We start from the raw sequence: 12,457 nt of genomic DNA on the forward strand, positions 1-12,457 counted from the left end.
ATGAGCAACGTCGTCGTCTATTCCAGCGATTACTGCCCTTACTGTTCTCGAGCCAAGTACCTGCTCGAGAACAAAGGCGTGGCCTTCGAAGAGATCAAGGTCGATGGCAAGCCGCAGGTGCGTGCCGCCATGGCTCAGAAGGCCGGACGTACGTCCGTGCCGCAGATCTGGATCGGCAGCACCCACGTGGGTGGTTGTGATGATTTGTTCGCCCTTGAGCGCGCCGGCAAGCTCGACGCGATGCTCAAGGCCTGAATGCCTTCCCTATAAGACCCCAAGATCAGAAAGGATCTGAGATGACTGACCAACAGAACACTGCAGCTAGCGAAGAAGAAACCGCACCGCAATTCTCCTTGCAGCGCATCTACGTACGTGACTTGTCCTTCGAAGCCCCGAAAAGCCCGGCCATCTTCCGCCAGCAGTGGGAACCGAGCGTCGGTCTGGATCTGAACACCCGTCAAAAGGCCCTGGAAGGCGACTTCCACGAAGTCGTACTGACCCTGTCCGTCACCGTGAAGAACGGCGACGAAGTGGCGTTCATTGCTGAAGTGCAACAGGCCGGGATCTTCCTGATCAAGAACCTCGACGACGCTTCGATGAGCCACACCCTCGGCGCGTTCTGCCCGAACATCCTGTTCCCGTACGCTCGCGAAACCCTGGACAGCCTGGTCACCCGTGGTTCGTTCCCGGCGCTGATGCTGGCCCCGGTGAACTTCGACGCGCTGTACGCACAAGAGCTGCAACGCATGCAGGCGGCTGGCGAGACTCCAACCGTTCAATAAGCGGTCTGTGCGTCAAAGCAAGTCCAATGTGGGAGCGGGCTTGCTCGCGAAAGCGGTGTAACAGTCAACGAAGATGTTGAATGTTATGGCCCCTTCGCGAGCAAGCCCGCTCCCACATTTGTTATGCGGGGTTACTTGAAGCCCAGCTGGCGCCAGCCTTCGTACACGGCGACCGCTACGGTGTTCGACAGGTTCAGGCTGCGGCAGCCTTCACGCATGGGCAGGCGCAAGCGCTGTTCGCCGGGCAGGGCATCGAGTACTTCTGCCGGCAAACCACGGCTTTCCGGGCCGAACAGGAACGCATCGCCCTCGGCGAAGCTGGCATCGTGGAACGGCCGCGAGCCCTTGGTGGTGAAGGCGAACAGCCGAGGATGACCGAGGCTTTCCAGACAGCTGGCGAGGTCTGCGTGGCGTTGCAGGGTGGCATACTCGTGGTAATCGAGGCCGGCCCGGCGCAGACGCTTGTCGTCCATCTCGAAGCCTAGCGGTTCGATCAAATGCAGGTGGCAGCCACTGTTGGCGCACAGCCTGATAACGTTGCCGGTATTCGGCGGAATTTCTGGTTGGAAAAGGATGACGTGAAACATGCACGGCTCCGAAGGTAAAGATGAGCGGCATTCTACGCCTGAAGCAGACCCGCGTTCGAAGCTATTCCCGCGAGTGATGGCTTCGCTGGCGATTGTCGGGGTGATGGTGGGGCTGATGATCGGTCGCCTGACCACCCCCGACCCCAGCGAATTGCAGCAGGTCGAGGTCACGAACGACGGGTTGGTGGTGTGGTTCAACAACGAACCCAAGGCTCACGGCGAGTTCGTCGACGGTAGCCTCGCGTTGCTGTTCGAGGCTGAAGGCAAGGCGCAGAAAGGTCAGCTCAAGCTCAACGACAAGAACGTGAACTGGCGGGTGCGTTTGAGTGATGGTGGGTTGTTGCTGACGGTGGTGGCGGCCCGGCCGCTGCAGGGTGAGTGGTCCGGTAGCGAGGTCGATGACCGCTGGCGGCTGGAGATCCATCTCCGAGAGCAATAAAAGAGGGAATCCCCGGCCTGCCTGTACCAAGGTTCCCAAAACGGCAGGGCTCGCGCATTGCGTCGTGAGCCCGGTGTAAAGAAGGAACCCCTGACCTGCCTGTATCAAGGGCCCCAAAACTGCTTGGGCTCGTCGCTTGTGCGGTGTGAGCCCGATGTAAAGAGGGGAATCCCCGGCCTGCCTGTACCAAGGTCCCCGAAACCGGGTAGTGAACTGAATCACTGAATGGACTATTGCAGGGGGCGTGCCAGGTTTTAACAAGTTGAAACAGAAAGCCGCTGAGCAGCGCTGAAAGCCCCGTAATTCGGGGCTTTCGTGTTTTTTCGATAGGGGTTCGATTGCGAACGCAGGCGGGGTTTTGGATCTGTTGCCGTGCGCGATTGCGGTTCACGGTGCATTGCGGCGGTGCACGGAGGGTGTTGCGGTGCATCGTGGAAATGGGGCTGATCCTGAATCGACCCCTCACCCTAACCCTCTCCCGGGGGGAGAGGGGACTGACCGAGGTGTTCTTGGAGTTACATCGACCTGAACAATCAAGTCGAACTCAGGATATGAAAGATCCCCCGATCTGCTCCCTTTCCCCCTCTCCCCTATGGGGCGGTCCGACGTTTCGGGAGGGCTGGGGTGAGGGGTGGTTCTCAAGGCAAACGATTAACCCTCATCCCCTTCATCATCATCCCCACCATCAACCTTCATCCCCAATTCCTTGATCTTGCGCGTCAGGGTATTACGCCCCCAGCCCAGCAAAACCGCAGCATCGCGGCGGCGGCCGGCGGTGTGTTTGAGGGCGGTTTCGATCATGATCCGTTCGAAGGCCGGCACGGCGCTGTCGAGCAGGCTCGACTGACCGCGAGCCAACGCCTGATCAGCCCACTGGCGCAGCGCTTGCTCCCAGTTGGTCACCGGCGCCGAATCCTGCGGCAGGTTCAATAGCTCCGGCGGCAGGTCGCTGATGTGCACTTCGCGACCCGAAGCCATCACCGTGATCCAGCGGCAGGTGTTCTCCAGCTGACGCACGTTGCCGCCCCACGGCAGGTTCTTCAGGTATTCCTCGGTTTCGCTTTTCAGCAGCTTCGGCTCCACCGCCAGTTCTTGCGCGGCGCGGCTGAGGAAGTGCTTGGCCAGGGTCGGGATGTCTTCGCGACGGTCCGACAGCCGTGGAATGTGGATGCGGATCACGTTGAGGCGGTGGAACAAGTCCTCACGGAATTTCCCGGCGTGCACCAGGGTTTCCAGATTCTGGTGAGTCGCGGCGATGATTCGCACATCGACCTTCACCGGCACATGACCGCCGACGCGATAGAACTCGCCGTCCGCCAACACCCGCAGCAAACGAGTCTGGGTGTCTGCCGGCATGTCGCCGATTTCATCGAGGAACAGCGTGCCGCCGTCAGCCTGCTCAAAGCGCCCGCGACGCAGGTTGGCCGCGCCGGTGAACGCGCCTTTTTCATGGCCGAACAGCTCGGATTCCATCAGGTCTTTCGGGATCGCCGCCATGTTCAGCGCAATGAACGGCGAAGCCGCGCGAGGGCTGTGACGGTGTAGCGCGTGCGCCACCAGCTCTTTACCGGTACCGGATTCACCGTTGATCAGCACAGTGATGTTGGAGTGGCTCAAGCGCCCGATGGCGCGAAACACTTCCTGCATCGCCGGTGCTTCACCGATGATTTCCGGGGTGCGGGTCAAGGCGACCGGGACTTCCAGGCCTTGCTGTTCCTGGGCGTGTTGGTTCGCGCGTTTGACCAGCGACACCGCTTCGTCAACGTCGAACGGTTTTGGCAGGTATTCAAACGCGCCGCCCTGATAGGACGCGACAGCGCTGTCCAGATCGGAATGAGCGGTCATGATGATGACCGGCAGCCGTGGGTGTTGTTCGCGAATCCGCGCCAGAAGGTCCAGACCGCTGGCACCCGGCATGCGAATGTCGGAGATGATCACGTCCGGCTGCTGGCGCGCCAGGCGGCTCATCACGCCATCGGCGCTGTCGAAGCTTTGCGTGGTCATGCCTTCTTGCTGCAAGGCTTTTTCCAGGACCCAACGGATAGAACGGTCGTCATCGACGATCCACACGGTTTCACTACGGCTCATGTCGATGTGGCTCCTTGTTCCAGTGGCAGAAAGATCGAGAAGGTGGTGTGGCCTGGATGGCTGTCACATTCGATCAGGCCCTGGTGCTGGCTGATGATGTTCTGGGTTATGGCCAGGCCCAGCCCGGTACCGTCCGGGCGGCCGCTGACCATGGGAAAGAAGATGGTTTCCTGCAACTCCGCGGGAATGCCCGGGCCGTTGTCGATGATTTCGATCTTGGTCACCAGGCGATGGCGCACGTGGCCGATGGTGAACTGGCGCATGGCGCGGGTGCGCAGGCTGATGCGGCCAAGGCGCAGCTCGTTCTGGCTGCTGATGGCCTGCATCGCATTGCGCACGATGTTCAGCACGGCCTGAATCATTTGTTCGCGGTCGATCAATACGTCGGGAATGCTCGGGTCGTAGTCGCGCACCAAAGTGATGCAACCCTGGCTTTCGGCCTCCACCAGATGACAAACGCGTTCCAGAACTTCGTGGACGTTGCACATCGCCAGTGACGGCAGCTTATTGGAACCGAGCATGCGATCGACTAGATTGCGCAGGCGATCGGCCTCTTCAATGATCACGTTGGTGTAGTCGCGCAGGCTTTCTTCCGGCAGTTCGCGGGCAAGCAATTGCGCCGCGCCGCGTATCCCGCCGAGAGGATTCTTGATTTCGTGAGCGAGGCCGCGCACCAGCATCTTGCTGGTTTCCTGCTTCGACAGCTGCGCCTCTTCCTTGGTGATCCGCAGCAAGCGGTCACGGGGGTGGACTTCCAGCAGCAGCATCGTGGCGCCGTTGGCGAGGATGGGGGTTACCGCGTAGTCGACGGTCAGGGTCTGGCCGGTGAGGGCGGTGAGCATCGCTTCGCGCTTGGTGAACGGGTGGGCCTGCTGGACCGCCTGGCGCAGGGAGTTCAGCGCCTCGGTGGATTCGGTGAACAACTCGCTGATGAACTGCCCATGGCTACGCTGACCACTGATGGCCAGGAGCATCTCCGCCGCCGGGTTCATGTACTCGAGGCGCAGTTCGGCGTCGAGCAGAATGGTGGCGGTGGTCAGGTTGTCGAGTAGCAATCGATGCAGTGCGTCGCTAATGGTCATCAGGACCTCTTTTGGAGCAGGGCGCGCGCATGAATAAAGCGCTGATACGAGGAAAATGCAAAAACCAAACCAAGGCTCCGAAAAGAAGCGTTTAAGGCCTGAAACGGGCGTTTGACGCTCGTTTGCGTGGCGTTCTGCCAGCTTTGACGGGTACTTTCGAACCAAAATGGGTTGGAATGTGAGTACGGTGCAACCAATTGCACCAATATAGTGCGCAAACCTGAACGGCGTTAGAAGAAGCGCAGGAAGGGATTTTTTTCTTCTACGGGTTTGTCTTTGAGCGGGCACTCCGGCCGTTGGCCGTAGTCGGCAGGGGCGCAGGGTTTGACCTGACGCTTCTGCGCGAGGGAGATGCGCAGCATGTGGAACGGCTGGTTGGCGGTGCGCTCGACCGTGCGGCCCTGCTCGTCGAGGATTTCCACGGAGAGATTATGGCTGCCGCGATCGATGTTGCTCAGGGCGAATACCGGGCTCAGGCCGGGCGCTGCGGTGGGTTGGCCGTCGAGCAGCAGTTGGTAGCGATGGCCTCGCTGCAGGCCGGGTTCACTGGTGACGCTGACGATAATCTCGCCAGCACTGCTGCGCACCGTGGCGTCTGGCTCCGGCACCAGGACTCTAAGCATGTCGTAGTGGAACAGTGGTTTTGTTTCGGTCTTCTTTCCAGCATTCACCGGTGCTGCGCCGCCAGGGTTGGCGGACATGCGATTGCTCGTCGCCAGCGGCACGCGCTTGGCGTTGCCGGAGCCTGGCTGGTCGGTGTAGACCCGATTGCCCTGGGCGTCGACGTAGGTGAACACCTCGGCGGCCACCGGCAAGGCGATCAAGCATGCGATCAGCAACCACAGCTTCACGGCTTATGCACCCGTTGGACGGTGAACGTCACGGTGGGGCTTTGCTGGACGATGTTCTCTCCATCGATCACCTGCACCGCGAGGCTGTGTTCGCCGCGATCGACGTTCACCAGTTGCAGGATCGGCACGTTGCTCGGCTGGCCGTAAGGTTGATCGTCCAGCAACAGCCTGAGCAGATGAGGGCCTTGCAGGCGGGGTTTGATCAACACGTTGACGGTGAAGGTGCCGTTGTTGGCACGCAGCGCTTCGGTAGTGGGTAAGTTGGTCAACTCCAGCACCTCGTAAGCGCTGCGCGGCTGTTCGCGGCTGGTGGCTTCGACAGGTGGTGCAGAAGGGGCTTGAGGCTCAACCCTGTTAAGCGGTGGCAACTCGACCGGCTGAGCCTTCACGCCATCGGGTGGTTGATTGCTGTAGGCGGTGTTGCCGTCGGCGTCGGTGTACTTATAGATCTGCGCGGCGGCGGGCAGGGCGATCAGCAGCAACATCAGTAGAAAACCACGACCCATAAAATTGACCGGAAGCGAAGGCGTTGAGGTGCAGCATAGGTCAGGGCTGGCAATAGACCCAAGTCGTTAACATTTGGGCATGATTTGACAAGGCCTGTCAGGCGACGCGAAACCCTGTGGGAGCGGGCTTGCTCGCGAAGGCGGAGTGTCAGTCACCATCAATGCCAGCTGACAGACTGCCTTCGCGAGCAAGCCCGCTCCCACAGAGGGCATTGTCAGCCGTTGAATAGCGCCCACAAAAAAGGCCTCCCGAAGGAGGCCTCTTTTTTGTCACGCCGCTTGCGCAGGCGCTACTGGATTAGCAGCTGTAGTACAGCTCGTATTCCAGTGGGTGTACGAAGGTACGTACTTTGATTTCTTCTTCGCTTTTCAGAGCGATGTAAGCGTCGATGAAGTCGTCGCTGAAAACGCCGCCTTTGGTCAGGAACGCACGACCTTTGTCCAGCTCTTCCAGGGCTTCTTTCAGGCTGCCGCAAACTTGTGGAATCTCTTTCGCCTCTTCAGGCGGCAGGTCATACAGGTTTTTGTCAGCAGCGTCGCCAGGGTGGATCTTGTTCTGGATACCGTCCAGGCCGGCCATTACCAGGGCAGCGAAGGCCAGGTACGGGTTGGCTGCCGGATCCGGGAAGCGAGCTTCGATACGGCGAGCGCGAGGGCTGGACACGTAAGGAATACGGATCGAAGCGGAACGGTTACGAGCCGAGTAGGCCAGCATTACTGGAGCTTCGAAACCTGGGACCAGACGCTTGTAGGAGTTGGTCGACGGGTTGGTGAAGCCGTTCAGCGCTTTACCGTGCTTGATGATGCCGCCGATGAAGTACAGAGCGGTGTCGGACAGGCCGGCATAGCCTTCGCCAGCGAAGGTGTTCTTGCCATCTTTGGCGATGGACAGGTGAACGTGCATACCCGAACCGTTGTCGCCGTACAGCGGCTTAGGCATGAAGGTCGCGGTGCGGCCGTATGCATCAGCAACGTTGTGTACGCAGTACTTCAGGGTTTGAACTTCGTCAGCCTTGGCAACCAGGGTGTTGAACTTCACGCCGATTTCGTTCTGGCCAGCAGTTGCCACTTCGTGGTGGTGAACTTCGATGACCAGGCCCATTTCTTCCATGGCGTTGCACATGGAGGTACGGATTTCGTGGTCGTGGTCGAACGGCGGAACCGGGAAGTAGCCGCCTTTGACGCCTGGACGGTGGCCTTTGTTGCCGCCTTCCACGTCCTGGTCGGACATCCACGAACCTTGTTCGGAGTAGATCTTGAACATCGAGCCGGAGATATCGGACTTGAACTTCACTTGGTCGAAGATGAAGAATTCAGGCTCTGGACCAACAAATACGGTATCGCCGATACCGGTCGACTTCAGGTATTCCTCGGCACGCTTGGCGATCGCACGTGGGTCACGGTCGTAGCCTTGCATGGTCGAAGGCTCGATCACGTCGCAAACCAGGATCAGGGTTGGCTCTTCGGTGAACGGGTCGAGAACGGCAGTGCTGTCGTCCGGCATCAGGATCATGTCGGAGGCTTCGATGCCTTTCCAGCCAGCGATGGAGGAACCGTCGAACATTTTGCCTTCTTCGAAGAAAGCTTCATCCAGCGCGTCGCGAGCCGGCATGGTCACGTGGTGCTGAGTGCCTTTGGTGTCAGTGAAGCGCAGATCAATCCACTTGACGTCATGATCTTTGATGAGTTGAACCGACTTCGACATAGTGTCCTCCGGGTGGCTTCGGGCTTAGTAGTGGATGCCCTTAGAATGTGGGTGATGCCGGCGCGAATACTCTGCCAAGGCAACCTGCCTCACAAGGGAGCAAATTGCATGCCAGTGCCCCACCATGGGTTTTTTGCCCCAATTTCACGCTTATAAAGGTGCAAAGCGGAGCAAAGCAGGAAATAGCGCCCTGTAATGTGGCGTCAAATTCAACAAATGACCTGTTTTGGTGCGCGCAAAACCTTCTGCACATTAACTGGTTAAACCTTGAGCAATTTCCGCTATAATCCGCGCCCCCCTTTTTCGGCTGGCCCAGCGCGCGCTGTTTTCATGAAACTAATCGTAAAAGTCTTTCCCGAGATCACCATCAAGAGCCGCCCGGTACGGATGCGTTTCATCCGCCAGTTGGCCAAAAACATCCGTACCGTGCTCCGCGACCTGGACCCGGCTGTGGTGGTGAACGGTGTGTGGGACAATCTCGAGCTGGAAACCCGCGTCAGCGAGCCCAAAGCCCTGAAGGAGATGACCGAGCGCCTGAGCTGCATGCCGGGCATCGCGCATTTCCTGCAGGTCGATGAATACCCGTTGGGCGACTTCGACGACATCGTCGCCAAGTGCAAGCAGCACTTCGGTGATGCGTTGGCCGGGAAGATCTTTTCGGTGCGCTGCAAGCGTGCCGGCAAGCATGAATTCACCTCGATGGACGTCGAGAAATACGTCGGCAGCCAACTGCGTCGTCAGTGCGGCGCCGCCGGAATTTCGCTGAAAGAGCCGGAAATCGAAGTACGCCTCGAAATTCGCGACAAACGGTTGTTCGTGATCCACAACCAGCACAACAGCATCGGCGGTTATCCGCTGGGTGCCCTGGAACAGACGCTTGTGCTGATGTCCGGCGGCTTCGATTCCACTGTTGCTGCTTACCAGATCATGCGCCGCGGGCTGATGAGCCATTTCTGCTTCTTCAATCTGGGCGGACGAGCCCATGAACTGGGCGTTATGGAAGTCGCGCATTTCATCTGGAAGAAGTACGGCAGCTCCCAACGCGTGTTATTTGTCAGTGTGCCGTTCGAGGAAGTACTGGGAGAAATTCTCGGGAAAGTCGATAACAGTCATATGGGCGTAGTTTTGAAGCGTATGATGTTGCGCGCTGCTTCCCGTATTGCCGATCGGCTGGAGATCGATGCGCTGGTCACCGGTGAAGCGATTTCCCAGGTGTCGAGCCAGACGTTGCCGAACCTGTCCGTGATCGACTGCGTGACCGACAAGCTGGTCTTGCGTCCGCTGATCGCCAGTCACAAGCAGGACATCATCGACCTGGCCAACGAAATCGGTACTGCCGACTTCGCCAAGCACATGCCGGAATACTGCGGGGTCATCTCGGTGAACCCCAAGACCCACGCCAAGCGTCCACGCGTGGAGTACGAAGAACAACAGTTCGACATGGCAGTACTTGAGCGTGCGCTCGAGAACGCCAAACTGGTGCCGATCGATCGCGTGATCGACGAATTGGGCCAGGACTTGCAGATCGAAGAAGTCAGCGAAGCGCTGGCTGGTCAGATCGTCATCGACATCCGTCATCCGGATGCCGCTGAAGATGACCCGCTGGGACTCGTTGGCATTGAGGTACAAACGATGCCGTTTTATGCATTGAACGCTCGTTTCAAGGAACTGGACCCTACTCGCCAGTACCTGCTGTATTGCGACAAAGGCGTGATGAGTCGCCTGCATGCCCACCATTTGCTCAGTGAGGGGCATGCCAATGTGCGCGTTTATCGACCGAGCTAAGAGCCCGGGGCTGTATGCCTGTGGCCTGCGTCACCGGCCCCCCGACTCTGCCGTCAAGCTGTAACGGCAAGGCCTGACTCTACTGTAAATCGCTGCCAAGACTTGTCAGCACACCGAATCCTCTGATCGAGATACACAAGTGATCGAAAATCTACGCAACATCGCCATCATTGCTCACGTTGACCATGGTAAGACCACCCTGGTAGACAAACTCTTGCGTCAATCCGGCACCCTGGAGCGCAACGAGCTCAACGACGAGCGCGTGATGGACTCCAACGACCAGGAGAAAGAACGCGGTATTACCATTCTGGCGAAAAACACCGCCATCAACTGGAACGGCCACCACATCAACATCGTGGACACCCCGGGCCACGCCGACTTCGGCGGCGAAGTTGAACGCGTAATGTCGATGGTTGACTCCGTTCTGCTGCTGGTTGACGCTCAAGACGGCCCTATGCCGCAAACCCGTTTCGTGACCAAGAAGGCTTTCGAAGCCGGCCTGCGTCCAATCGTGGTCATCAACAAGGTTGACCGTCCAGGCGCGCGTCCGGACTGGGTTCTGGATCAGATCTTCGACCTGTTCGACAACCTGGGTGCGACCGAAGAACAGCTGGACTTCAAAGTCGTCTACGCCTCGGCCCTGAACGGCATTGCCGGTCTGGAACACACCGATATGGCTGAAGACATGACTCCGCTGTACCAGGCGATCATTGACCACGTGCCGGCTCCAAAAGTTGACCGTGACGGTCCGTTCCAGATGCAAATCTCGGCACTGGACTACAACAGCTTCCTGGGTGTTATCGGCGTTGGCCGTATCGCCCGTGGTCGTGTCAAGCCGAACACTCAAGTTGTGGCTATCGACGCTGACGGCAAGCGCCGTAACGGTCGTATCCTGAAGCTGATGGGTCACCACGGTCTGCACCGTATCGACGTTGACGAAGCAGCTGCCGGCGACATCGTCTGCATCAGCGGCTTCGACCAGCTGTTCATCTCCGACACTCTGTGCGACCCACTGAACGTCGAAGCGATGAAGCCGCTGACCGTTGACGAACCAACCGTTTCCATGACCTTCCAGGTTAACGACTCGCCGTTCTGCGGTCGTGAAGGCAAGTTCGTCACCAGCCGTAACATCAAGGAACGTCTGGACAAAGAACTGCTCTACAACGTTGCTCTGCGCGTTGAAGAAGGCGACACCGCCGACAAGTTCAAAGTCTCCGGCCGTGGTGAGCTGCACCTCTCGGTACTGATCGAAACCATGCGTCGCGAAGGCTTCGAAATGGGTGTTGGTCGTCCGGAAGTGATCATCCGCCTGGTTGACGGCGTCAAGCACGAACCGTACGAAAACGTGACCATCGACCTGCCAGAAGAATCGCAAGGTTCGATCATGGAACAGATCGGTATCCGTAAGGGCGACCTGACCAACATGGTTCCGGATGGCAAGGGCCGTGTGCGCCTTGAGTACAACATCCCGGCTCGTGGCTTGATCGGTTTCCGTAACGAGTTCCTGACCCTGACCTCCGGTGCAGGCATCCTGACCTCGATCTTCGACCGTTACGACGTGATGAAGTCCGGCGACATGTCCGGCCGTCAGAACGGCGTGCTGGTTTCGGTTGCTACCGGTAAGGCTCTGACTTACTCGCTGGAAACCCTGCAAGCTCGCGGCAAACTGTTCCTGGGTCACGGTGAAGACGTGTACGAAGGTCAAATCGTCGGCATCAACAGCCGCGACAACGACCTGGGCGTTAACCCAACCAAAGGCAAGAAGCTCGACAACATGCGTGCTTCGGGTAAAGACGAAACCATCGCTCTGGTTCCGCCTATCCGTTTCACCCTGGAACAAGCTCTTGAGTTCGTGCAAGAAGACGAACTGTGCGAAGTCACTCCTAAGTCCATCCGTCTTCGTAAGAAGATCCTGGGCGAAAGCGAGCGTACCCGCGCTGCCAAGAAAGCCGGTAACTGAGTTTCGACTTAGTTAGCTGCTAAAAAAACGCCCCCGACCGCAAGGTCGGGGGCGTTTTTGTTTGTCTGGGGTTTGGTGTTGTCTGGGCTGACGCCATCGCGAGCAGGCCCGGTCAGGCGGTGAGATTCCGGATCAGAATTTCTCGAGGGTCCGACGGCTCTCGCTGCTCTCGCGTGCCACTTCTTTTGGCTTATACGCGCAATACCCCGGGCGCGGCCCGATTTTCGGGTGGTTGCGGCAAGTATCCGGGCGCTTTTCATAAATAGTGCACAGACGGCTCTTACGATCCAGGTACAGGCAATCGTTGTTGCTCATGCGCTGAAGGGTGAAGATCTCGGACTTCTGGTTGTAACGCTCGACGATCCCGTCCTTCTGCAAACGCTTGGCGATGTTCTTTGGCGGCTCGCCGCGCTCGAATTCATCGACGATGCCGATACGGATCAGATCCTTGATCTTGACCTCGACCGGCAGGGTGCAGCAGCTGGAAACGCACGAACCACACATCGGGGCGGAGTACTTGGCCCAGGTATCGAGGCGATCGATCTCCGCGGCGGCGATCAGGTTGGACTTCATCATCGGTTGTTACCAGCGTGCATCAGGGCGCGCGATCATACCGGGACTGGTGGATTTTTGAACAACCTTTCGCCAGATTTTTTCGTATTCCGCCCAATA

12 protein-coding genes are annotated in these 12,457 nt (G+C 58.6%); 5 read left to right on the forward strand and 7 right to left on the reverse strand.

Annotated features, from left to right (window positions below; genetic code table 11):
- Both grxC and secB read left to right on the forward strand, forming a co-directional pair.
- Complete coding sequence (gene grxC, locus ACYZTZ_RS29725) at nt 1–255, forward strand: glutaredoxin 3 (protein ID WP_008149430.1); 255 nt, start codon at nt 1–3, stop codon at nt 253–255.
- Nucleotides 256–296: 41 nt separating this feature from the next.
- A complete protein-coding gene (gene secB / locus ACYZTZ_RS29730) occupies nt 297–782 on the forward strand; it encodes a protein-export chaperone SecB (RefSeq protein ID WP_007949026.1) in 486 nt (161 codons plus the stop codon).
- 131 nt (nt 783–913) lie between these two features.
- Here the strand turns inward: secB and ACYZTZ_RS29735 are convergent, their stop codons facing one another.
- Nucleotides 914–1,369, reverse strand: a complete 456-nt coding sequence (locus ACYZTZ_RS29735) for a tRNA (cytidine(34)-2'-O)-methyltransferase (protein WP_007949025.1) — start codon at nt 1,367–1,369, stop codon at nt 914–916.
- Here ACYZTZ_RS29735 and ACYZTZ_RS29740 point away from each other — a divergent pair.
- Nucleotides 1,368–1,808: a hypothetical protein gene (locus ACYZTZ_RS29740; RefSeq protein WP_462000495.1), complete on the forward strand. Its 441-nt coding sequence runs from the start codon at nt 1,368–1,370 to the stop codon at nt 1,806–1,808. The genes ACYZTZ_RS29735 and ACYZTZ_RS29740 overlap by 2 nt on opposite strands.
- Before the next feature lie 651 nt (nt 1,809–2,459).
- On the opposite strand, the gene ntrC is transcribed toward ACYZTZ_RS29740, so the two are convergent.
- From ntrC to glnA, 5 genes are all read right to left on the reverse strand, one after another.
- Nucleotides 2,460–3,896 (reverse strand): nitrogen regulation protein NR(I), encoded by a 1,437-nt coding sequence (gene ntrC / locus ACYZTZ_RS29745; protein ID WP_008149434.1) that lies wholly within the window; start codon nt 3,894–3,896, stop codon nt 2,460–2,462.
- Nucleotides 3,893–4,978 (reverse strand): nitrogen regulation protein NR(II), encoded by a 1,086-nt coding sequence (gene glnL / locus ACYZTZ_RS29750; RefSeq protein ID WP_008149435.1) that lies wholly within the window; start codon nt 4,976–4,978, stop codon nt 3,893–3,895. The genes ntrC and glnL overlap by 4 nt, the downstream gene beginning before the upstream one ends.
- 230 nt (nt 4,979–5,208) lie before the next feature.
- Nucleotides 5,209–5,829: a DUF4124 domain-containing protein gene (locus ACYZTZ_RS29755; RefSeq protein ID WP_462000496.1), complete on the reverse strand. Its 621-nt coding sequence runs from the start codon at nt 5,827–5,829 to the stop codon at nt 5,209–5,211.
- Nucleotides 5,826–6,335: a DUF4124 domain-containing protein gene (locus tag ACYZTZ_RS29760; protein ID WP_056741243.1), complete on the reverse strand. Its 510-nt coding sequence runs from the start codon at nt 6,333–6,335 to the stop codon at nt 5,826–5,828. The genes ACYZTZ_RS29755 and ACYZTZ_RS29760 overlap by 4 nt, the downstream gene beginning before the upstream one ends.
- 298 nt (nt 6,336–6,633) lie before the next feature.
- Nucleotides 6,634–8,040 carry a glutamate--ammonia ligase gene (gene glnA / locus ACYZTZ_RS29765; protein WP_008149440.1) on the reverse strand — a complete coding sequence of 469 codons (1,407 nt, stop codon included), beginning with the start codon at nt 8,038–8,040 and terminating at the stop codon, nt 6,634–6,636.
- Nucleotides 8,041–8,370: 330 nt separating this feature from the next.
- Between glnA and thiI the strand changes: the two genes are divergently transcribed.
- Together thiI and typA are read left to right on the forward strand one after the other, a co-directional pair.
- Entirely contained in the window at nt 8,371–9,825 is a 1,455-nt protein-coding gene (gene thiI / locus ACYZTZ_RS29770; RefSeq protein WP_462000497.1) for a tRNA uracil 4-sulfurtransferase ThiI, read from the forward strand.
- A gap of 139 nt (nt 9,826–9,964) precedes the next feature.
- A complete protein-coding gene (gene typA / locus ACYZTZ_RS29775) occupies nt 9,965–11,785 on the forward strand; it encodes a translational GTPase TypA (RefSeq protein WP_046045570.1) in 1,821 nt (606 codons plus the stop codon).
- Nucleotides 11,786–11,917: 132 nt separating this feature from the next.
- On the opposite strand, the gene ACYZTZ_RS29780 is transcribed toward typA, so the two are convergent.
- Nucleotides 11,918–12,361, reverse strand: a complete 444-nt coding sequence (locus ACYZTZ_RS29780) for a YkgJ family cysteine cluster protein (RefSeq protein WP_462000498.1) — start codon at nt 12,359–12,361, stop codon at nt 11,918–11,920.
- Nucleotides 12,362–12,457: the final 96 nt, after the last annotated feature.

This window comes from Pseudomonas sp. LB3P58 (assembly GCF_054897895.1).